22 protein-coding genes are annotated in these 20,417 nt (G+C 54.8%); 18 read left to right on the top strand and 4 right to left on the bottom strand.

The window, feature by feature from the left end; all coding sequences use genetic code 11:
• Nucleotides 1-110: 110 nt before the first annotated feature.
• The 4 genes from rpiA (at nucleotide 111) to ACL02P_RS08355 (ending at nucleotide 5,020) form a co-directional block, all read left to right on the top strand.
• A complete protein-coding gene (gene rpiA, locus ACL02P_RS08370; RefSeq protein WP_260071214.1) occupies nucleotides 111-797 on the top strand; it encodes a ribose-5-phosphate isomerase RpiA in 687 nt (228 codons plus the stop codon).
• Complete coding sequence (locus ACL02P_RS08365; RefSeq protein ID WP_412837092.1) at nucleotides 782-1,219, top strand: GNAT family N-acetyltransferase; 438 nt, start codon at nucleotides 782-784, stop codon at nucleotides 1,217-1,219. The genes rpiA and ACL02P_RS08365 overlap by 16 nt, the downstream gene beginning before the upstream one ends.
• A gap of 193 nt (nucleotides 1,220-1,412) precedes the next feature.
• Nucleotides 1,413-1,862: a MarR family winged helix-turn-helix transcriptional regulator gene (locus ACL02P_RS08360; RefSeq protein ID WP_260071216.1), complete on the top strand. Its 450-nt coding sequence runs from the start codon at nucleotides 1,413-1,415 to the stop codon at nucleotides 1,860-1,862.
• Nucleotides 1,859-5,020 carry an MMPL family transporter gene (locus ACL02P_RS08355; RefSeq protein WP_412837091.1) on the top strand — a complete coding sequence of 1,054 codons (3,162 nt, stop codon included), beginning with the start codon at nucleotides 1,859-1,861 and terminating at the stop codon, nucleotides 5,018-5,020. Before ACL02P_RS08360 ends, ACL02P_RS08355 begins: the two co-directional genes overlap by 4 nt.
• A gap of 79 nt (nucleotides 5,021-5,099) precedes the next feature.
• Here ACL02P_RS08355 and ACL02P_RS08350 read toward each other — a convergent pair whose 3' ends face one another.
• Nucleotides 5,100-5,777, bottom strand: a complete 678-nt coding sequence (locus tag ACL02P_RS08350) for a tetratricopeptide repeat protein (protein WP_009222951.1) — start codon at nucleotides 5,775-5,777, stop codon at nucleotides 5,100-5,102.
• A gap of 103 nt (nucleotides 5,778-5,880) precedes the next feature.
• Nucleotides 5,881-6,456 carry a hypothetical protein gene (locus ACL02P_RS08345; RefSeq protein WP_339302049.1) on the bottom strand — a complete coding sequence of 192 codons (576 nt, stop codon included), beginning with the start codon at nucleotides 6,454-6,456 and terminating at the stop codon, nucleotides 5,881-5,883.
• Nucleotides 6,457-6,614: 158 nt separating this feature from the next.
• Here ACL02P_RS08345 and ACL02P_RS08340 point away from each other — a divergent pair, with 158 nt between their 5' ends.
• The 4 genes from ACL02P_RS08340 (at nucleotide 6,615) to coaD (ending at nucleotide 9,322) form a co-directional block, all read left to right on the top strand.
• Nucleotides 6,615-7,328, top strand: a complete 714-nt coding sequence (locus tag ACL02P_RS08340; protein ID WP_323076420.1) for a glycoside hydrolase family 73 protein — start codon at nucleotides 6,615-6,617, stop codon at nucleotides 7,326-7,328.
• Between the two features lie 132 nt (nucleotides 7,329-7,460).
• A complete protein-coding gene (locus tag ACL02P_RS08335; RefSeq protein ID WP_198136135.1) occupies nucleotides 7,461-7,913 on the top strand; it encodes a hypothetical protein in 453 nt (150 codons plus the stop codon).
• Between the two features lie 301 nt (nucleotides 7,914-8,214).
• A complete protein-coding gene (gene rsmD / locus ACL02P_RS08330) occupies nucleotides 8,215-8,817 on the top strand; it encodes a 16S rRNA (guanine(966)-N(2))-methyltransferase RsmD (protein WP_009222955.1) in 603 nt (200 codons plus the stop codon).
• Nucleotides 8,810-9,322 carry a pantetheine-phosphate adenylyltransferase gene (coaD, locus tag ACL02P_RS08325; protein ID WP_028537796.1) on the top strand — a complete coding sequence of 171 codons (513 nt, stop codon included), beginning with the start codon at nucleotides 8,810-8,812 and terminating at the stop codon, nucleotides 9,320-9,322. The genes rsmD and coaD overlap by 8 nt, the downstream gene beginning before the upstream one ends.
• Before the next feature lie 21 nt (nucleotides 9,323-9,343).
• Here the strand turns inward: coaD and ACL02P_RS08320 are convergent, their stop codons facing one another.
• Nucleotides 9,344-10,567 carry a nucleoside recognition domain-containing protein gene (locus ACL02P_RS08320; RefSeq protein WP_412837090.1) on the bottom strand — a complete coding sequence of 408 codons (1,224 nt, stop codon included), beginning with the start codon at nucleotides 10,565-10,567 and terminating at the stop codon, nucleotides 9,344-9,346.
• Nucleotides 10,568-10,745: 178 nt separating this feature from the next.
• On the opposite strand from ACL02P_RS08320, the gene ACL02P_RS08315 reads away from it, so the two are divergent.
• Nucleotides 10,746-11,774 (top strand): SepM family pheromone-processing serine protease, encoded by a 1,029-nt coding sequence (locus ACL02P_RS08315; protein ID WP_016312482.1) that lies wholly within the window; start codon nucleotides 10,746-10,748, stop codon nucleotides 11,772-11,774.
• 56 nt (nucleotides 11,775-11,830) lie between these two features.
• Here the strand turns inward: ACL02P_RS08315 and ACL02P_RS08310 are convergent, their stop codons facing one another.
• Nucleotides 11,831-13,072, bottom strand: a complete 1,242-nt coding sequence (locus ACL02P_RS08310) for a nucleotidyltransferase (protein ID WP_412837089.1) — start codon at nucleotides 13,070-13,072, stop codon at nucleotides 11,831-11,833.
• A 194-nt stretch (nucleotides 13,073-13,266) separates the two neighbouring features.
• On the opposite strand from ACL02P_RS08310, the gene ACL02P_RS08305 reads away from it, so the two are divergent.
• The 9 genes from ACL02P_RS08305 (at nucleotide 13,267) to fabF (ending at nucleotide 20,411) form a co-directional block, all read left to right on the top strand.
• On the top strand, nucleotides 13,267-13,788 hold the full coding sequence (locus ACL02P_RS08305) for a YceD family protein (RefSeq protein ID WP_016312480.1): 522 nt from the start codon (nucleotides 13,267-13,269) through the stop codon (nucleotides 13,786-13,788).
• A gap of 59 nt (nucleotides 13,789-13,847) precedes the next feature.
• Entirely contained in the window at nucleotides 13,848-14,021 is a 174-nt protein-coding gene (gene rpmF / locus ACL02P_RS08300) for a 50S ribosomal protein L32 (RefSeq protein WP_009222962.1), read from the top strand.
• A 258-nt stretch (nucleotides 14,022-14,279) separates the two neighbouring features.
• Complete coding sequence (fapR, locus tag ACL02P_RS08295; RefSeq protein WP_412837088.1) at nucleotides 14,280-14,876, top strand: transcription factor FapR; 597 nt, start codon at nucleotides 14,280-14,282, stop codon at nucleotides 14,874-14,876.
• The gene (gene plsX / locus ACL02P_RS08290; RefSeq protein ID WP_412837087.1) at nucleotides 14,860-15,846 is read left to right on the top strand and encodes a phosphate acyltransferase PlsX; all 987 of its coding nucleotides are present in this window, start codon (nucleotides 14,860-14,862) and stop codon (nucleotides 15,844-15,846) included. Before fapR ends, plsX begins: the two co-directional genes overlap by 17 nt.
• Before the next feature lie 9 nt (nucleotides 15,847-15,855).
• The gene (locus ACL02P_RS08285) at nucleotides 15,856-16,845 is read left to right on the top strand and encodes a beta-ketoacyl-ACP synthase III (RefSeq protein ID WP_016312477.1); all 990 of its coding nucleotides are present in this window, start codon (nucleotides 15,856-15,858) and stop codon (nucleotides 16,843-16,845) included.
• 71 nt (nucleotides 16,846-16,916) lie between these two features.
• A complete protein-coding gene (gene fabD, locus ACL02P_RS08280) occupies nucleotides 16,917-17,855 on the top strand; it encodes an ACP S-malonyltransferase (RefSeq protein WP_412837086.1) in 939 nt (312 codons plus the stop codon).
• 136 nt (nucleotides 17,856-17,991) lie between these two features.
• Entirely contained in the window at nucleotides 17,992-18,741 is a 750-nt protein-coding gene (fabG, locus tag ACL02P_RS08275) for a 3-oxoacyl-ACP reductase FabG (protein WP_412837085.1), read from the top strand.
• Between the two features lie 70 nt (nucleotides 18,742-18,811).
• Nucleotides 18,812-19,045, top strand: a complete 234-nt coding sequence (acpP, locus tag ACL02P_RS08270; protein ID WP_009222968.1) for an acyl carrier protein — start codon at nucleotides 18,812-18,814, stop codon at nucleotides 19,043-19,045.
• 127 nt (nucleotides 19,046-19,172) lie between these two features.
• The gene (gene fabF, locus ACL02P_RS08265; protein ID WP_412837084.1) at nucleotides 19,173-20,411 is read left to right on the top strand and encodes a beta-ketoacyl-ACP synthase II; all 1,239 of its coding nucleotides are present in this window, start codon (nucleotides 19,173-19,175) and stop codon (nucleotides 20,409-20,411) included.
• The last annotated feature ends 6 nt before the right edge of the window (nucleotides 20,412-20,417 follow it).

Here is a 20,417-nt window from a genome sequence, read left to right as displayed (position 1 = left end):
GCTGTTCTATTGTCCGGGCTTTTTTGGTATGATTAGGAGCGAAAGTGCCGCTGGGACAGAGGTGTTCGAGCGGGCAAAGGTACGAACATCATGATTTTGGAGGGGTAGACATGAATGCCAAACAGGCGGCGGGTTACCGCGCTGCAGAATGGGTAAAGGACGGAATGACCGTTGGTCTCGGGACGGGGTCAACCGCTTATTATGCGATCGAGAAAATCGGCGAGATGGTGGGGAACGGGTTGCAAATTCGTGCCATCGCAACTTCGAAGGCTTCAGAGGAGCTTGCCGCGAAATATCACATCCCGCTAATTGAGGCGAAGGACGTGGACCGATTGGATCTGGCGATCGACGGGGCCGATGAGGTGGATCCGCAAATGGCGCTGATCAAAGGCGGCGGGGGAGCGCTGCTTCGGGAGAAGCTCGTCGCGATCAACAGCGATCGGTTTATCGTCATTGCCGATCATAGCAAGATGGTTCCTACATTGGGGCGTTTCAAACTGCCGATTGAGTTGGTGCCGTTTTGTTACGAATGGACCCTGCGGGAGCTGAAGAGCCGTTACGATGTTCCGTTCGAAATGCGGATGCAGGGGGATCAGCTGTACGTGACCGATAACGGGAACTACATCGTGGATGCGGCCTTCGGACAAATCGCTGACCCTGCCCGGTTAAGCGACGAGTTGAAGGCGATGACAGGCGTTGTCGAGCACGGACTGTTCGTTGGCATTGCGCAAACCGTCGTGATTGGTTATGAGGATGGGCGTACAGAAATTAAGGAGGCACCATGTTCAAATCAATAAAAGCGAGGGTGGACGAGCCTGTCATTCGGGAGCTGCTGGAATATGCGGTGATGTTTGACCCGGATGCGCTGGAGGACGCGGCTCGTTTGTACCGGGAAGAGGATACATGTCAGCTGTATGGATATGAAGAGGAAGCGGGGATTGCCGGAATTATCGGCTATCGTGTCAACGCTTCGCAGACGCTTGAAATCATCCATCTTGCCGTCCATCCAGAACAGCGGATGAAAGGGTATGGACGAGCCTTGGTGCTGCTCGCCCTCACGGAAGCATCTCCGGAGCGGATGGAGGCCATTACCGATGAGGCAGGCGCAGATTTTTTCCGGAACATCGGGTTTCAAATTACCGGGTTTTGGGATGAAGCCATCGGGGAAGAACGGTTTCGCTGCATCTATGAAGTGGAAGAGAACGAAGAGGATGAATAAGGTCCGGCTGAAAGGCTGCGGGGAGAACCCCGCGGCTTTTTTTGCGTAATCATCGTGATAAAAATTCGCTCAAGGGATTTGACTTTCAGGCGGCAATCGCCTATAGTTTCATATGTAGTTTCATTGTCGAACTATTCTACTAGTGAACTAACTGGACATGTTTCTTGTTCAGAAGACAAGGGGGGATTTAGGGGTGAATCTTGAAACGAAGCAGTTGATTGAGCGGTATATGGCAGCTTTTTTCGAGGTCTCGAAGCGGCTGAACGGGCAAATCCGCGACATGATTCAAGAGGATATCACCATGGAGCAATTTCAGATTTTGAAGTACATTTCCTCCCGCGGCAGATGTACCTCGACGGAACTGGCAGATGCGTTTGGGGTAGGCAAAAGCTCCATCACCGCGATGATCACACGGATGGTCGACAAAGGATTGCTTCAGCGGACTCGGGATCAAGACGACCGTCGGGTCGTTTATTTAACGATGACAGAGCAGGGGCAGCGCAATTACGACATTGTCCAAGATCAGATCATCAGCACCGTTTCGAAGTATTTGGTGCATTTCGAAGCGGACGAAGTGGAAGGATTTATTAGCGCGTTTGAGAGATTAGCCAGATTGGTCGGAGAGGGGAGTTCGGGAAAATGAGATTCATACTGAAGGCAAGATGGTGGATCTTGCTGTTGTGGATCGCTTTGGCGGCAGCATTAATGCTGACGGCGCCTTCCATGGGGAATTTAGTGCGGGAGAACGGGGAGATCACCGTTCCGGACGGGTATTCCTCCTCTGAAGCTTCCGCCATATTAGCGGAGGCGGCCAAGCTGAAGGGCGGAGCGGCAGAGACTCAGATCGCCCTCGTCTTTCATGATGATCAAGGCATCGATGATGCCGAGCAGAAAGAGATTGAACAAGGCATCTCCGCGCTGCGCGACCATATGGAGGAGATCGGCATCGCTTCAATTACCGATCCGTTCAGCACGCCGGAAGCGAAAGATAAGTTGATCTCCAAGGACGGTAAAACGATATTAACCTCTTTGTCGGTGCTTGACGAGCAGCGTCCGCTCAAGGAGATCGAGCAAGATATTCATCAAACCCTCGATTCGCTGAAGGTCGAGCACTATCTGACCGGGCAAAAGCAAATTAACGAGGATATGATCGTCAGCTCGGAGCAGGGTCTGAAGAAATCGGAATATTTTACCGTAATCTTTATTTTGCTGATCCTGTTCGTGGTATTCCGCTCGGTGGTGGCACCGTTTATCCCATTGCTGACGGTTGGACTCAGCTATCTGGTGTCCCAATCCGTCGTTGCGTTCCTGGTGGATACGGTGAATTTCCCGATTTCGACGTACACGCAGATCTTTATGGTGGCGGTGATGTTTGGGATCGGGACGGACTATTGTATCCTGCTGATCAGCCGCTTTAAGGAAGAACTGCAGCATACGGATGACCAATGGGAGGCGATCGTCCAGACGTACCGTAAAGCAGGGAAGACGGTGCTCTTCTCCGGGCTCGCCGTCCTGGTCGGCTTCACGACAATTGGATTATCGCAATTTATGTTGTACCGCTCGGCGGTAGCGGTAGCTGTCGGCATCGCGGTTATGCTTATCGCCTTGGTTACGGTCGTGCCGTTCTTTATGGCCGTGCTGGGCACCAAGCTGTTCTGGCCTGTCCGCGGTTCGCTGGAACATAAGGAAAACCGGTTCTGGGGCGCCATCGGTCGCTTCTCCTTGAAGCGTCCATGGGCAGCTCTGTTGATCGTTGCTGCTGTAACGGTACCGTTCGTGATTACGTACACCGGCAATGTATCCTTCAACAGTATGGAGGAAATCGGCGGCGAATATGAATCGGTCAAAGCGTATAACATCATCTCCGAAAGCTTTGAACCCGGCGAGTCGTTGCCGTCCACCATCGTGATCAAAAATGACGAGCCCATGGATAATGCGGAGTATATGGCACTCGCTGAGAAGATCAGCCGCGAGGTTGAGAAAACGGATGGCGTCGCCAGCATTCGGGGGATGAGCCGCCCGACAGGGGAAGTGCTTAAGGATTTCGCATTAAGCAATCAGGTGAAGACCGTCGGTGAAGGATTAGGCGAAGGCGGCGAAGGGCTGGGTAAGATCCAAAACGGATTAGCGGAAGCCAGCCAGGCGCTGTCGGAAAACGCCCCTAAGCTGAAGGAAGCCGCCGATAGCACCGGGAAGCTGGTGGACGGTACCGCGAAGCTGAAGGACGGAATCTCTCAGCTGTCCGGAGGTCTTACCGCGATCGAGAAAGGGATTCGTGAAGGTTCGGCTGGGGCCGGCCAGTTGAAGCAAGGATTACAACAAGCGCAAAAGAGCGCTGAGGATTTGGCGAACGCCCACAATCAACTGCTTGACTCTTATCAGCAGTTGGCTCAAGGGGTTTCCGGCCTGGGTAACGGTCTGAAGGAAATCCGCGAACCTTTGGGGGCTGCTTCGCAGGGGTTAGCCGCCTTGACGGGTCGCTTCAGCAGCCTGGAGGGCAAATATCCTGATTTAGCGTCGGATCCAGATTATTTAACGATTCGCACGACGGTATTGGAAACCGGCAAAGGTCTGGAGCAACTGACGGCCGGGCTTCAGCAGATCGAAGCTCAGCTTGAGCAGGTTGCGGCCGGGCTGAATCAAGCTAACCAAGGCTACGCGCAGGCGGCAGCCGGCGGGAAGCAGTTGGCTGAGGGCCTGGACCAAATCGTTGCTGGGCTGGCGAAGCTGCAAACGGGATTGGATCAGGCTGCCAAGGGTCAAGGCAAGATCGTGGGGCAGCTGCCTGAAGTCGAATCCGGTCTGGCGCAAATTCAAAACGGGCAACAGCAAGTACAAAGCGGATTCAGCGAATTCTCCGGTCAAATCACGCAGCTTACTGATGGGCTGAATCAAAGCGTTGACGGCCTGGCTCAAGTGTCCGGCGGATTAACAACTGCCAAGGACTACTTGACGGAGGTTGGAAGCACGGACAACGGTCTGGACGGCTGGTACGTTCCGAAGGAAGCGCTGGAGAACGAACAGATCGAGCAAGTATTCGATACGTATCTGTCCGCGGACCGCAAAGTCATGAAGCTTGAAGTCGTCTTCTCCAGCAACCCTTATGGCCGGGAAGCGATTGACCAGATCGATGCAGTGGAAGCTGCGGTGCAAACGGCGGTGAAAGGGACGCCGCTGGAAAACGCCGACATCGCGATCGGCGGCGTATCGAGTACGTTTAACGATCTGAAGACGATTTCGGGGAACGACTATACGCGCACCGTCTTTTTAATGCTGGCTGGGATCTTCATTATCCTGGTGGTATTGCTTCGTTCGTTGGTGATGCCAGTCTACATCATTTTGTCCCTGGTGTTGACGTTCTACGCTTCGATCGGGTTTACGGAGTGGGTCTTCGTCGACGTCTTTGGGTACTCCGGCGTGAGCTGGGCGACGCCATTCTTCGGTTTCGTTCTGTTGGTAGCGCTGGGCGTTGACTACAGCATCTTCCTGATGGACCGCTTTAACGAGAACAAAGAGTGGAACGTCAGCGACGCGATCTTGCATTCGATGCGCAATATGGGGACAGTGATTTTGTCCGCAGCGATCATTCTTGGCGGGACGATGGCCTCAATGTATCCGTCCGGCGTGCTGTCCATGCTGCAAATCGCCACGCTGGTGTTAACCGGCCTGGTGCTGTACTCCGTAGTCGTTTTGCCGTTCCTCATCCCGGTGATGGTGAAGCTTTTTGGGCAAGCGAACTGGTGGCCGTTTCACCGCCGCTTCGGCGAAGGGACGCAGCAAGAGAACAGTGTAAATTTGTAAACCGCAGGTGTACAAAAGCAACGCCGGCTTCTTCTCCAATTTGGAGGGAAGCCGGCGTTTTGTTGTGGATACCTTGACCTTAACCAAGCGTGCTGCGTTTGAGGAAGCTGCGCAGCGCCCATCCGCGCTCTTGACGCTTCTTATATTTCGGTAGAGAACGGTACACCTCAATCGACTCCTTGTAAGCGCGTTTTGCCTCTTCCTTGCTGCCCAGCGACTGATACAAGCAGCCAAGCAAATAATACGCTTCACTGGAGGAGGATTGGATTTCGCCAAACCGAGCGGCGTATTGCAGCGCTTTCTGCGGATCTCGCTCACGGAAGGCGGAGGCGAGGCGCAGGTAAGGTTGACCGTATTTCACCCGTTCGTTCAGGCTTAGGGCGTGCAAAATATGCGCTTCCCCTTCCTCGATCCGTCCCAGTCCTAAACAGGCCGTCCCGAGGTCATCCCAAAACTCTGCCGACGACTCAGAGAAGTCCTTCGCCTCTTCGAGCAAGCGATGAGCTTCGGCATATTTCTTGCGTTCCAGCAGTAAGCGGGCAAGCTCGCGTTTGGCAGAGACGTCGAAGGGGCTTGCGGCCAACTGCTGCCGGAGACGACCTATATTGCGGCTGCGTTTGATCGGTTTGCTCAGGCTCGGAAACAACCCAACATATCGCCGATCAATGAAGTAAAGGATGAGGAGCAAGACGATGATGGCGAGAAACGGATTGCCTAGCAGCCAAGACAAGAGAAAAAACAGGAATATCTTACTCATGAAAAGTCCTCCGCAATCACATGATAATTTCCAATTATATCACAGGGGAAGGAGGACGAGGAAAAAATAAAAACAGCCGCCTCGAGGCGGCTGTCACATTGATTTATTGGAAGTTGCGAAACGAGCCTGTGGAGCCGATCGAACCTGCACCGGTGATCGAACCCGAGGTGTGAGATCCCGTGGAGTTCATGGAGCCTGCGGAACCCGTGGAACCTACGGAACCTATGGAGCTCATGGAGCTGGCAGCGCTGGAGCCGATGGAGCTCAAAGAACTGGTATGCGTGGAGCTTGGCTGGTGACTGTTCATGGAAGAGCCGATGCTGCCACCGCTATAGCTGCTTTGACCGATTCCTTGCGTGCTGTAGGAGGTTTGACCGATGCCAGGCTGGGTATAACTCGTGCCGAAACCAGACATCGAGTTTACGCTGCTTTCCAGTTGATTCGCAAGCTGTGCTACGCGTTGATACTGCTGCATCGCAGTTTGATGCCCTTGGAGTGCGGATTGAATCACTTGCACGGCTCTACGCTCGCGTTGAGCCAGCTCTTCCAGCTGCATCGCGTTTTGTTGTTCCTGTTGCAGCATTTGCTGGTACATCATCGTAGCTTGACGGGTTTGCTGTTCCAGCTGGCGCATCGTTTGTTCGATCTCACGAAGTTGTTGACTGACATTGTTGTACATCTGCTAAGGATCCTCCTAAAGTTAAGTTAGGTTGTGAAACCATCTTTAGGTTACCCCTCGAATTCACGGCTATACATCGAATTAAGCAGATCCCGAGGCCGTCAAGGTAAGGGTCCAATCCCTCGTCCAACCGGATACATAAACTATGGTGGAGGTGAATGCGATTGGATAAAAACGGGTTTATTCAGAAAATCGCCCCCCTTGCCGTCGCCAGCTCGAAGGAAAGCAGGATTCCGGCTTCATTGACGATCGCCCAAGCCGTTTTGGAATCGAACTGGGGGACCAGTCGTCTTGCTGTCCAAGGCAATAACCTGTTTGGGTTAAAAGGCACCGGTCCGGCAGGCAGCTTGATTCTGCCCACAACCGAGTATCGGGGCGGCAAAGCGGTGACGGTGAACGCGGCTTTTCGCAAATACCGGTCATGGGCAGAATCGATTGCGGATCACGCCCGTTTATTATCGGCGCCGCGCTATGCCGGGGCGATTGGAAAGACAGGTCCGGAAGCGGCGCGGGCCGTTGCAGCGGCCGGATACGCGACGGATCCGCAATATGCCAACAAGCTGATCCAGTTGATGAATACCTACAGCTTGACGCAATATGATGCAACGAAGGGAGATGAACCGATGACTGCAGAGGAGAAAAAACAATTTGCTGCGCTTCAAGACCTCGTCCAAGCGCAGGCGAAGAAAATCGCCGAGTTGGAGAAATGGACAAAGCCGGGGATTCCCGCCTGGGCCAAGGAAGCGGTGGAGGCGGCGGTGAAATACAGCAAAGACGATCCGCTGTTGATGAACCCGGAGCAGGGCAGCGTGGATTTTTACCGAATCATTACCGTGATGCACCGTCGGGGCTTGTTTGACAAGGGGATATAAGCCAGGACTTAGACGGTTGTCATCAGCGTCCCCCGGTGGTACGATGGGTTGGAAGATTAAGGAACTGCCGCGAGGGAGGGAGTAACGATTCGCAAGCGATTATGGATATCCGCGGTTGCCGGATTGGTTTTGTTGCTGGCAATGTATACATGGTGGTATATCGAGAACGTATCTCCAGTGAAGGTGACGAAAACCTTTGACGGTGCGGCCTGGATGGAGGAGGACCCGACTTTTGCACCGCCGGTCCATCTTTCGTTAGACGGGTATTATGACAAACGAAACGCCCAATTTAAGGGTGCAGTAAAGATTAACGGACAGGTGTATGACAATTGCTTCCTCGTCAACGGGTCCGGACATCGTTATGAAGGCGCTAACTTGATTCGGCTTGGGGCAAGCTATTTCGATGCAGAGATGGTACGCATCGCGTGGTCCATTCCTCAGTCAGAGCTCCCTCCTGAGTTGACCCACCCGAAGTTCCCCGATGCGGAGATTTGGTTAATTAGCCCGGCTTCATCCGGTGAAGAGGCGAGCAACTTACGACAGGAGTTAGTAGATCGTTACTTCGCGAAGCTAAAGCTGAAATAAAAAAAGGACAAAAGCCCTCGTAGAATTCCTTGCTACAAGGGCTTTTGTCCGGGCATCCCTTGCGGGATGCCCATCATGGGAGAGGAGAAACCGGACGAAGAGCTTATGGGGAAACGTAAGTCTTCTCCGCGGTTGTCTACGACATTTGGTGATGTCGATACTCTAAGTGTGTCCGGGCAGAGGGGTTTTATACCTCCATTCGCAAAAAAGTTCGATGATTTTTTCATTTTTCATTCCAAGGCGGATTATGGTACGATATCGACAGGAATTTTCCAGGCATAAAAGGTGAGTGAACAAATCGATGAGAGTTATTTCGGGCCGAGCCCGGGGCAGGTCGCTCAAAGCCGTACCCGGCATGGGGACCAGGCCAACCACAGACAAAGTCAAAGAAGCGATATTCAGCATGATCGGTCCGTATTTCGACGGCGGCTCCGCGCTGGACTTGTTTGCCGGAACCGGCGGTCTCGGGATTGAGGCGTTAAGTCGCGGCATGGACAAGGCGGTGTTTATCGATAAAGATTTTAAGAGCATTGAGACGATCCGTCAGAATTTGAAGGCGACCGGATTCGAGACCATGGCTGAAGTCTACAAAAACGACGCTGAACGTGCGCTGAAAGCTCTGGCGAAACGGGAGGCGTCATTTGATCTGGTGTTCTTGGATCCGCCGTACCGCCTGAAACACGGGGATGCGCTGATGACCCAGATGGACGAGCTGCAGCTGCTCAAGCCGGAGGCAACGATCGTGCTCGAATACGAAGCCTCGTATGTTTATCCTGAGCGGTTTGGGCCTTTTGTGCAAATACGTAAAGCGGAATACGGGGAGACTTCCGTATCCATTTATACTTACGATACCGAGTTGAACACGGTTCAAACCGACGATCAGGAGGAAAAACAACATGAGTGAACAGCGGCAACCGCGAGTGGCGGTATATCCGGGCAGCTTTGATCCTGTAACGAAAGGGCATATGGACATCATCCAGCGGGCCTCGCGCCAGTTTGACAAGCTGATCGTGGCCGTGCTGAACAATTTGAGCAAGAAGCCGTTATTTACGGTCGATGAGCGCAAGGCCTTGCTCAGAGAGGTGACCGGGCATCTTCCTAATGTCGAAATTGACAGCTTCCGGGATCTGCTGGTCAATTACATGGACTACAAACAAGCCCATGTGATCGTCCGGGGCATTCGCTCCGTCACCGATTTTGAATACGAGCTGCAGCTGGCTTCTACGAATCATAAGCTGAACAGCGAGGTGGAAACGATCTTTATGATGACGCACCCCAAATATTCGTATTTGAGCTCCAGCGTCGTCAAGGAGATTGCCAGCTTCCACGGCGATGTCAGCGATCTCGTGCCGCCGGAGGTTGAGTTGGCGCTGCGCGAGAAGTTCAAGGATAAGCTGGGGCCGAGCTAAGCACGGCTTAGGGCTTAAAGTTTAAGGCTTCTCTTGTCCCCGCCACAGGAGCGCGATGGACAAGAAGCCAACCGTCAACAAAGTCAGCATCCACAACTGCCATTCCATCACCCCGAACGCTAGTTGCCAGCTGGGCAGCTTGACGGACGGGGTGTCGCTTCCTATTGGCGAGGCTGCGCTGCCGCCAAATGCGGGGAGAACGCTTGGCAGCCAGCGGGTGAACGGTTTCCACAGCACCAAAGTGAGGATATAAGCATAAGTCGCATGGAGCATACGACTGAGCAGGAACGACCGTTCACCGATGCCTGCGGGGCCGAGGATAGCTCGCACTTGCAGGTAAGCGCATAGGCCGCTCCACCCTAGTACCGCCCCCAATATCGAGGCGCTGAGGGCCGGAGGAAGAGAAGGAGCCAGTCCGGACAGGGCATAGGAGCCTAAATGGACCTCCAGGGCGCTTTTCACTGCGACGGCCATCGTATGATGAGGGAACGCAAGCAGAATAACGTGAATCACAACTGCGAAAATAAGCATATATCCGCCGATAATCATCAGCGTTTGTACGCCCGAAGTGACCGCGTCGCCCAGCAGCTTGCCAAAGCTGCGGCCGTCTTCGCGGCGGGCCTCCTCCATGCGGCGAACGGCCAGGCGCAGGATCGATTCATGCCGCTTGGCTGCAGGCTTTACCGCTGGTGGAGACACCGCTGATTTCGAACGGTCCGGGAACACCAACTGCAGCGTCACGCCGGCGGCGATGCCGGCCATCCAATGTACGGCGAGCAAGAGCAAGCCGACCTCGGGTCGGCTTAAGAAGCCTGCGCCAATCACAACGACGAGCAGCATCGGGCTGCAGAAGTGAGCTGTCGCGGCGAGACGTTCAGCTTCACGCGCGGTGATCTTGCCCTGCTTATGCAGGGTTACCGCAGCTTCGGCTGCAGCAGGGAAGCCGGCCGTCATCCCCAGCGGCAGCACCCAGCCGAAGGAGCCGGGAAGACCCAGGGCGCGGCGGGTGAAAGGCTCGAGCAACGTGCCCAGACCGTGGGCGAATCCTGAGGCGATCAGCATTTGCGACAGGACGACAAATGGCAACAAGGCTGGGAATACGATGCGCCACCATATGGCCAAGCCTTCCCCCGAAGCTTTGAACGCTTCGCCGGGGGCGTAAACGACGCAGATCACGAGCAAAACGGCCAAAAATCCGGTTAACCATGTGGAGAGCGGGCTGGCAGCCAAACGTCGGAAATTCATATGTATAGATCCACCTTCTTTGTCATTAGATAAAGATCGATAGCGAATATACGCATAGTACATGCTATGCATCAGCGGCGAAGGACAGACTACCGGTTTCGCATGGCAGGTGCAGGCAGAGGAGCGGCGGCTGAGAAGATGCGAAAGCGCCGCCACACAGGAAGGGAGGAGAAACGGGATGCGACCATCCAGAACCAAAGCGTTAAAATCGGGACTGTATGTGCTGATCCTTGCGGTGATCGTCTATGTTGTCGTCTATATGTCTACCCCGTATATGATCAATCAGCCGGGGACGGCAGAGGAAATCAAACCGATGGTTTCCATCCCGTCGGGAGATCCTGAGGAGAAGGGCACTTTTATGCTCACAACGGTTTCCGTCAGTTACGCCAACGTATGGATGCTGGCGACGGCTCGCTTCAACAAGCATGCCGAGATCGTGAAGAAGGAACCTGATCGCAATGACGAGGAATACGAAACGCAACAGCGATACTATATGAACAGCTCCCAATCCAATGCGATTATGGCGGCCTATAATAAAGCCGGCGTCAAGTACGGTATCGTCCCGGAGTACGTATTTATCATCGGCTTGTCTAAGGATAGCCCGCCCAAGGGAGATTTTCACTCCGGGGATATAATTCGAGCGGTGAAGGGACAGCCGGTCAATCGGTTTGAAGACCTTGGCGCCTTGCTGCAGGACAATCAACCGGGGGATGTGGTTGATGTCCGTCTGGAACGGGGAGGCAAATCGGTCGACCAGCAGGTGGAGCTGGTAGAGATTAAGGCGGCTGACGGCGCGCGCAAGGCTGGATTAGGTGTATCGGTAGGCGAACTGCGGAAGATACAGGCCGCGGATCAGGCTAAGGAAGTGAAGTTTGCCGACACGCGGATTGGCGGTCCGTCGGCCGGCTTAATGTTTGCGCTTGAGATTTATAATCAGCTGACACCAGGGGACTTAAGCAAAGGCTACCGGGTGGCTGGCACCGGCACGATCGCCGAGGACGGCACCGTAGGAGCGATCGGCGGCGTCCAGTTTAAGATTGTGGCGTCGGATCGGGAGAAGGCGGAAATATTTTTTGTTCCAGAGGCAAATTATAAGGTTGCGAAGGCCAAAGCGGAGGAAATCGGTTCGAAGATGAAGCTCGTTCCGGTGAAGACGCTGGACGATGCCTTGGATTATTTGGCTTCGTTGGAGCCGAAGGCGCCATAATCCAGGGCAAGCGATTCCAGGTTTGGCGGCGTGAGGCTTGGAGCGTAACGGCGCGATTAATCCGTCAGGCGAATAGGGGCTTGACGGTACTCGCGCAGCAGCTCCTCTGCGCTTCGCTTTGGCATCGCATTTGCATATACGGCAGCGGCCCGAATGTCGAGATTCAGCTGCGGGTGCTCCATTTCAGCAGCCCGGGTGAGGATCGGCAGACGGGCCGTTTGTTTCATCCGCTTGAGCAGCTGCTGCCCGGCCGCGCTAAAGCCAAGCACGCGCAGATACCCTGGGCCTTGCGCGAGCGCCTCGGGCGCCAGCAGCTCTCGGGGATGCTGCAAGAGAATATGCAGCAGCGTGCGCTGCAGCTTCGTATGCGTGTAGCGTTTCGTCTTGAGCTGCGCGAGCAGCTCGGCGACGGTGGGCTCTGCCAAGCGGGGCAGCGTCTTTTTGATCCGGTATTCCAGCCCTTCGGTCACCTCGTGAAGGGCGGCCAGCTGCTCCGGCGACGCCAGGAGCAGCTGATGGAAGAGCGGCGCGGCCAAGCTCTCCCACGTCACGGGCCCGCGTCCCGCCGCGAACTCGCGGGCGAGGATGTCCACCGTGGACGGCGGGAGATACGGCGCGGCCGCGGTAAGGCCGCCGCCGGCGATCAGCCGCCGCACGGCGGTGGCGCTGGCGATGCTCGCGTCCGTCGGCGCGACATCGCCGTATCCCGCGGCCCGGCGCCGGACGGTGACCGGCGCGATGCCGCTGCGAAGCCGCCGCAGCGCGATCAGGTAATGCAGCCCCAAACTGTTGTTGGGCTGCTCCAAGAGCGCTCGCGCTGCGGCGGCATCAAGGGCGCTGCCGCCGAGCGTGCGGGCGGCTGCGGCCGCGTAGGCCGCGGGGTAGCTCGCCCCGGTGGCGAGCTCCTCCGCCAGGGCCGCCCGCAGCGCCTGCGGTTCGGCGGCCAGCCGCTCGGCCAGCGGCAGCAGCGCCGTCAGCGCGCCGGCTTCGCTGCCGAAGCACAGATGCGTCGTGATCCCCGTCGCATCCAGCAACGCCACGGCTCCGTAGGCGAACCACTCCGCCGGCTGGGCCGCGTAGGCGACCGGCAGCTCCAGCACCACGTCGACCCCGAGGCGGAGGGCCATCTCGGCCCGAGCCCATTTGTCGACAAGCGCCGGCTCGCCGCGCTGCAGGAAATCGCCGCTCATCACGGCGATGACCGCGTCCGCCTGCGTCAACCGTTTCGCCTCGGCGAAATGGTAGGCGTGACCGTTATGGAGCGGATTATATTCAACGATAATCCCTACGATCTTCAAAGGACTCGACTCCTTATTCTCCGGGGTGATAGTTTCAAATTTTCATTTATGAATATACCACAATATACCATGAAATCGGCGCGGTACGGCAAGGGGGAAGTGAACGACAGCTTTTCCGCAGGATTATCGCTTTATTGTTGACAAAACTTACTTAAAATCGGTATAATAACTTTTGTTTGTTTGGAGTGATGCTGATGATTATTCATTTACGTCAGGTGAACTCGTCCGGAGCTCCGGTGAAGATTCATCAAGCCTTGGACGTAAGCCATGTCGTTAAAGGTCGCAGGGACATTACCGCGATCAGTCCGCTTCAGGTCGATTTGCAGGCGGAAGCCGCAGGCGGAGACGTTGTCGATGTCAAAGGCCAGCTGACTGCAGAGCTCGATATGACCTGTTCCCGGTGTCTGAAGCCCTTGAAGCAGGTCGTGCAAGCGGAGTTTTCAGAGAGCTTCAAACAAGGCGACGATCCCGAGACAGACGTACAGGCGCAGGAAGAAGACGATGACTTGCATTATGTCGCCGACGACAAAGTCGATCTCGTGCCGTACGTGGAAGAGACGCTGTTGCTTCATCTTCCGTATGCCGCTCTGTGCGAGGAATCCTGCAAAGGGCTATGCCCGGTTTGCGGAACGGATCGGAACGAGCGGGATTGCGGCTGCAATACGGACAAGATCGATCCGCGACTCGCAGCGCTCGGCGATTTTTTCAAAAAATAAGCAAGTAAACAAGAAATAAAGCCCCGGTTAGGGTTGACTTGAATAAGGAGGTGGGAACCATGGCAGTACCTCAACGGAGAACGTCCAAAACGCGCCGCGACAAACGCCGCACGCATTTCAAATTGGCTGTGCCGGGCATGGTAAAATGTGAACAATGCGGAGAATTGAAGCTTGCTCACCACGTTTGCAAAGTTTGCGGAACTTACAAATCTAGAGAAATTATTGGCCAATAAGCTTTAAGCAACAACTCAAAGTAGTACTTCATTTCGATGAGGTGCTATTTTTTTTGTCTTTGTTGTTGCCGCCTCCCGTGCCGCCTCCCGTCAGGTTTATGGCAATTTCGCTTTTCTTTTGGGACGGGATGCTTTATACTACATTTTAGTACCAGGTTCTAAAGAATAGCTTCGCCAACTATTACATATTAAGGGAACGTTGATATTATAGATAGACCATCATTGCTTGCTGAAGAGGGGGGGATACCCATCGAACGTTTGCCGAAGCGGACGAGGCAGCAACAGCTCGTCCAAATGATAGAAGCTAACCCGTTTATTACGGACCAAGAGCTGACCCGTCAGCTGAAAGTCAGCATTCAGACAATCCGTCTTGACCGCATGGAGCTGGGCATCCCGGAGCTCCGGGAGCGGATGAAGCTGATGGCGGAACGGTCGTATGACCAGGTTCGTTCCTTGCCGCTGCATGAGGTCATCGGGGAGATCGTCGATCTGCAGCTGGACAAGAGCGGGATCTCCATCTTTGAAATCCGTGAGGAGCATGTGTTCTCCCGGACGGGGATCGCCCGTGGACATCATGTGTTTGCCCAGGCGAACTCCTTGGCGGTGGCTGTGATCAACGACGAAATCGCTTTGACATTCTCTGCAGACATCCGGTTTATCCGTTCGGTGCATCTCGGTGAGAAATGCATTGCGAAAGCTTATGTCAGACCCAATTCCGGCCAAAAAGGCAAAGCGAAGGTTGAGGTCTTTACTTACGTAGGCGAAGAAATGGTTTTCCAAGGGAATTTCGTCATCTACCGGTCCACCGGAGAGGACACTTCAGAAGGAGGAAGTCAGCATGAGAATCGCCATTGATGCGATGGGCGGAGATCACGCGCCGCAGAGCACGGTCCAAGGTGCACTGGCCGCAGCCAAGGAATGGAGCGATACCGAAATCATTCTGGTTGGTAATGAGCAAGTGCTGAAGCCGATGCTGCAAGGAGCGCCGGCAAATTTACGAATTTATCACGCGTCCGAAGTGATCGAAGCGGAGGACGAGCCGGTTAAGGCGGTTCGCCGCAAAAAGGACTCCTCGATGGTCGTCGCCGGACGGCTTGTCCGCGAAGGGGAAGCAGAGGCGATGATCTCCGCCGGCAACACCGGTGCATTGATGACTACGGGACTGCTGGTGGTCGGGCGGATGGAAGGGATCGAGCGGCCCGCGCTCGCGCCGATGATCCCGACGGTGGACGAGCGCGGCGTGTTAGCGCTTGATCTTGGTGCCAATATGGATGCCAAGCCGGAGCATTTAGCCCAATATGCCCTGATGGGCAGTATCTATCGCGAGAAGGTGCACGGCATTAGCAAGCCGCGGGTGGGTCTGCTGAATGTCGGCACCGAAGCGAAGAAGGGGAATGAGCTTACCAAATCGGCTTTCCCGCTGTTAGAGACGATGCCGATTAACTTTGTTGGGAACGTGGAAGCTAGGGATATCTTGACCGGTGCTTGCGATGTACTGGTGTGTGACGGCTTTGCGGGAAATATTTTGCTGAAATCGCTGGAAGGTACGGCGGGCACAATGTTTTCGATTCTGAAGAAGGAATTTTCGAAATCGTTGAAGAACAAGCTGGCTGCAGCTGTGTTAATGCCGTCGCTGCGCGGCTTGAAGAAGACGCTTGACTACAAGGAGCATGGCGGAGCGCCGCTTCTGGGATTAAGCGGGTTGGTCGTGAAGGGACATGGCTCCTCTGACGGAGGGGCCATTAAGAACGCTGTACGCCAAGCGCGAACGGCGCTGCAAAGCAAATTGACGGAGAGTATAGCACGTGAAATCAGCGGGGAGTGAATGACGATAGTGACAAAATTACGTTCGGTTGGAATTATCGGGACCGGGAAATACGTTCCGGAGAAGGTGCTGACAAATGCCGATTTGGAGAAAATCGTAGATACGAACGACGAATGGATCGTTTCGCGTACAGGAATTAAAGAACGGCATATCGCCGCACCGGACCAAGCGTCCTCCGACTTGGCTTATGAAGCGGCCGTTCGGGCGTTGGATTCCGCGGGTTTGAAAGCGGAAGAGCTGGATTTGATCATTGTGGCAACGATCACCCCGGACATGGCGTTTCCTTCAACCGCTTGCATTTTGCAGGACAAGCTCGGTGCGAAGAAAGCGGCTGCCTTTGATTTATCCGCCGCTTGTTCAGGGTTTGTTTACGGAATGGCCACGGCGAACGGATTTATTCAGACTGGAATGTACCGGAATGCACTGGTGATCGGTGTGGATACCTTGTCCCGCATCACGGACTATACGGACCGGAACACTTGCGTCTTGTTTGGGGACGGAGCCGGGGCTGTCGTTCTCGGCGAGGTGCCGGAAGGCCGCGGATTCTTGTCCTTTGATCTCGGCGCGGAAGGGGCCGGCGGTGAGTTGCTGAAGCTCGAAGCGGGCGGTTCCCGGCTTCCGGCTTCGGAGGCGACTGTGGCGGATCGCAAGCATTACATTTATATGAATGGCCGCGAGGTGTTCAAGTTTGCCGTACGCGTGATGGGAACGGCAACCGAAGAAGTGCTGCGCAAAGCAGGGAAGACCAAAGAGGACATCGATCTCTTTGTCCCTCACCAGGCGAATATCCGAATCATCCAATCGGCGAGGGAGCGTCTGAATCTGCCGGAGGAGAAATGCGTGATCAATGTGGATAAATACGCCAACACTTCGGCGGCTTCGATCCCGCTGGCTCTGGTTGAAGCGGCAGAGGATGGACGCATGAAGGAAGGCGACACCATCCTGCTGGTTGGCTTCGGGGGCGGATTAACCTGGGGCGCATCCGTACTCGTATGGTAATCTAGGCTTTCGCCATAGGACATGCGGGTGGATGGTCATTCACCGGACTTTTACGATAGGGAGTGCACAGGATGGGCAAAATCGCTTTTGTTTTTCCGGGACAGGGTTCCCAAAGCGTTGGAATGGGCAAGGATATATATGACGCGCTGCCGGAGGCGCGGGCGCGGTTTGAAGCTGCGGATGAGCAGCTTGACTTCAAGCTCACCGATCTGATCTTCGGCGGCCCGGATACGGAGCTGAAGCAAACGGCCAATACGCAGCCTGCGCTCTTAACGACTAGCGTGGCGTTGTATGAGGCGTTTGCGGCCAAAGGCTTTCAGCCGGACTATGTAGCCGGCCACAGCCTGGGGGAATACAGCGCGCTGACCGCAGCCGGTGTTCTTCACTTTGAAGATGCCGTGAAGCTTGTTCGGGCGCGCGGCGAATTTATGGAGCAAGCGGTGCCGGGCGGGCAAGGCGCGATGGCAGCCGTCCTTGGCGGCGAGCGTGACGCACTTGCTAAGCTGTGCGCCGACATTACTGCTGGCGGTGCGCTGGTTGAGCTGGCGAATGTGAACTGCCCTGGGCAGATTGTGGTCTCGGGAAGCCGAGAAGGGGTCGACCTTGTTATTGAACGGGTGAAGGAAATCGGAGCCAAACGGGCGATCCCGCTGGAAGTCAGCGGTCCGTTCCACTCTTCTTTGATGAAGACGGCTGCGGAACGGCTCGGCGAACGGCTGGCCGCTGCTTCGTTCAGCGATGCCAAGGTGCCGGTTGTCGCTAATGTGACGGCTCGTCCCGTACAAAGCGGGGCAGAGATTGCCGAATTGCTGGTTCGTCAAGTTTATTCTCCTGTGCTTTGGGAGGATAGCGTGAGTTGGCTCCTTTCCCAAGGCGTGGATACGTTCGTAGAGATCGGGCCTGGCAGCGTCTTAACCGGATTAATCAAAAAAATCGATAAATCGGCGCGGCTGTTTAACGTTAGCGGATTGGACAGCCTGGAACAAACGGCTGCAGCTTTAACCGAATAGGCCGATTTAGCCTTAGGTTTTACCATCGCCGCAAAGGTGCCGCTTGGCGCAAAGAATGGCGATAGGATCATAGAGGCAATCTAGAGCTTTGATTTTTAAATGCTTCGCATAGGTTAGGCGAAAGGAGATGAACCGTATGAGCAAACCGCTGCAAGGGAAAACCGCTTTGGTCACGGGGGCTTCACGTGGAATTGGCCGCAGCATTGCGCTTGCTTTGGCCGAGGCGGGAGCTGACGTTGTTGTAAACTATGCGGGGAATGAAGAAGCCGCGGCCCGCGTCGTTTCCGAAATCGAGGCGCTTGGTGTGAAATCCTACGCGGTTAAAGCGCATGTAGGCAGCAGCGAGCAGTTCGAGGAAATGGTGAAATCCATGCTGGATTCGTGGGGCCGGATTGATATTCTCGTGAATAACGCAGGGATTACAAGAGATAATTTAATTATGCGCATGAAGGAAGAAGAGTTTGATCAAGTCATCGAGACGAATCTCAAAGGCGTATTTAACGGCATCAAAGCCGTAACCCGCCCGATGATGAAGCAGCGCTCGGGACGAATTATCAATATCTCTTCGGTGGTTGGCGTGCTCGGCAATGCGGGCCAAGCGAACTATGTCGCTGCCAAAGCCGGGGTGATTGGCTTGACCAAATCTTCGGCACGCGAGTTGGCTTCGCGCGGGATCACCGTGAATTGCGTCGCTCCCGGATTTATCGATACCGATATGACGGGCGAGCTTCCGGAGGAGTATCGCCAGAAGCTGCTGGCGGATATCCCACTGGCCCGCTTGGGACAACCTGAGGAGATCGCCAGCGTGGTTCTGTTCCTCGCCTCGGACAGCGCGGCATATATGACCGGTCAAACGTTGCACGTAGACGGCGGAATGTATATGTAAAAACACGCCTTTCGCTTCTATGGCATTTTAACTTCAAATCTCTTATAATACCAAAGAGGAGGTGAACCGGATGTCCGATATCTTGGATCGCGTAAAACGCATTGTTGTGGATCGCCTCGGCGCTGATGAAGCCGAAGTGACCCTGGAAGCGTCTTTCAAAGACGACTTGGGTGCGGATTCGCTTGACGTAGTTGAGTTGGTCATGGAATTGGAAGATGAATTCGATCTGGAAATTTCCGACGAAGATGCAGAGAAGATTACGACTGTAGGTGAAGTTGTAAACTACATACAATCTCATACCTAATGTCATCCAAAAGTCCCGTACCTCCTACATAGCAGGCGGGACTTCTCCTCATCTTCAGCTCTTCAAGCATTCGTGCTTAAGACTTAGAATGATTAGTACACATGAAGTCCATACGAGGTGAATGTGTTTGAAGCATAGAGTAGTAGTTACAGGAATGGGGGTCGTGACGGCGCTAGGACAAGACCTCGATACGCTATGGAATAACCTTGTTCAGGGGAAATCCGGCGTTTCGAGAATCGAAGCGTTTGATGTCAGCGAATACCCGACGCAAATTGCCGCCTCCGTGAAAGATTTTAATCCAGAGGATTATGTGGATCGGAAGGAAGCGCGGAAGATGGACCGCTTCGTGCAATTTGCAGCCGCTGCGGCAATCAGCGCCATGAAAGACAGCGGACTCACCATCGGTGAGACGGCCGATCCGGAACGGGTTGGCGTTATGATTGGTTCGGGGATCGGCGGTCTTGGAACTTGGGAAGACCAGCACAATATTTTGCTGGAGAAAGGTCCAAAACGCGTCAGCCCATTTTTTATTCCTATGATGATTGCCAATATGGCCTCGGGCCATGTATCGATCATGTTTGGAGCGAAGGGTCCGAACACGACGGCGGTAACTGCGTGCGCGACCGGAACTCATTCCATCGGCGATTCGTACAAGCTTATCCAGCGGGGTGATGCCGATGTGATGATTTGCGGAGGCGCGGAAGCAACGATCCGTCCGACCGGTATGGCGGGATTCTGCTCGATGCGGGCGATGTCGACCCGCAACGACGAACCGGAGAAAGCCAGCCGGCCGTTTGATCTGGAACGAGACGGCTTTGTCATGGGCGAAGGCGCCGGGATTCTGATTTTGGAATCGCTGGAGCATGCACAGAAGCGCGGTGCTAAAATCTACGGTGAAGTGATTGGCTACGGCTTGAGCGGAGACGCTCACCATATGACCGAGCCGGATCCGAACGGGCCGGAGCGTTGCATGAAGATGGCGATCCGTGATGCCGGGATTGCGCCGGAAGAAGTGGATTATATCAACGCCCACGGGACATCGACTCCGGTTGGCGACCGCTCGGAGACGATTGCGATCAAGCGGGCGTTTGGCGACCATGCTTATCAGTTGGCGGTCAGCTCGACGAAATCGATGACCGGCCACTTGCTTGGGGCTGCCGGCGGGGTGGAAGGTGTCATCTGCGGGCTCACCTTGAAGCATGGCATCATTCCGCCAACGATCAACTTGGAGCATCCGGATCCAGAATGTGATCTGGACTACGTTCCGAACGAAGCCAGACGTGCGGATGTCCGCGTCGCGATGTCCAACTCGTTTGGATTCGGTGGACACAATGCCACGATCATCATGAAGAAATACGAAGCATAAGGGGTT

The organism is Paenibacillus sp. MB22_1, from assembly GCF_047200555.1.
Taxonomy (GTDB): Bacteria; Bacillota; Bacilli; order Paenibacillales; family Paenibacillaceae; genus Fontibacillus; species Fontibacillus phoenicis.
The sequence above is the reverse complement of the archived record's forward strand: the minus strand, read 5'-3'. Positions and strand labels throughout refer to the sequence as shown.

Coding starts and splice junctions, on each gene's coding strand:
- rpiA (WP_260071214.1), top strand. CDS start 111: ATGAATGCCAAACAGGCGGCGGGTTACCGCGCTGCAGAATGGGTAAAG.
- ACL02P_RS08365 (WP_412837092.1), top strand. CDS start 782: ATGTTCAAATCAATAAAAGCGAGGGTGGACGAGCCTGTCATTCGGGAG.
- ACL02P_RS08355 (WP_412837091.1), top strand. CDS start 1,859: ATGAGATTCATACTGAAGGCAAGATGGTGGATCTTGCTGTTGTGGATC.
- ACL02P_RS08350 (WP_009222951.1), bottom strand. CDS start 5,777: ATGAGTAAGATATTCCTGTTTTTTCTCTTGTCTTGGCTGCTAGGCAAT.
- ACL02P_RS08345 (WP_339302049.1), bottom strand. CDS start 6,456: ATGTACAACAATGTCAGTCAACAACTTCGTGAGATCGAACAAACGATG.
- ACL02P_RS08340 (WP_323076420.1), top strand. CDS start 6,615: ATGCGATTGGATAAAAACGGGTTTATTCAGAAAATCGCCCCCCTTGCC.
- rsmD (WP_009222955.1), top strand. CDS start 8,215: ATGAGAGTTATTTCGGGCCGAGCCCGGGGCAGGTCGCTCAAAGCCGTA.
- coaD (WP_028537796.1), top strand. CDS start 8,810: ATGAGTGAACAGCGGCAACCGCGAGTGGCGGTATATCCGGGCAGCTTT.
- ACL02P_RS08320 (WP_412837090.1), bottom strand. CDS start 10,567: ATGAATTTCCGACGTTTGGCTGCCAGCCCGCTCTCCACATGGTTAACC.
- ACL02P_RS08315 (WP_016312482.1), top strand. CDS start 10,746: ATGCGACCATCCAGAACCAAAGCGTTAAAATCGGGACTGTATGTGCTG.
- ACL02P_RS08305 (WP_016312480.1), top strand. CDS start 13,267: ATGATTATTCATTTACGTCAGGTGAACTCGTCCGGAGCTCCGGTGAAG.
- rpmF (WP_009222962.1), top strand. CDS start 13,848: ATGGCAGTACCTCAACGGAGAACGTCCAAAACGCGCCGCGACAAACGC.
- plsX (WP_412837087.1), top strand. CDS start 14,860: ATGAGAATCGCCATTGATGCGATGGGCGGAGATCACGCGCCGCAGAGC.
- fabD (WP_412837086.1), top strand. CDS start 16,917: ATGGGCAAAATCGCTTTTGTTTTTCCGGGACAGGGTTCCCAAAGCGTT.
- fabG (WP_412837085.1), top strand. CDS start 17,992: ATGAGCAAACCGCTGCAAGGGAAAACCGCTTTGGTCACGGGGGCTTCA.
- acpP (WP_009222968.1), top strand. CDS start 18,812: ATGTCCGATATCTTGGATCGCGTAAAACGCATTGTTGTGGATCGCCTC.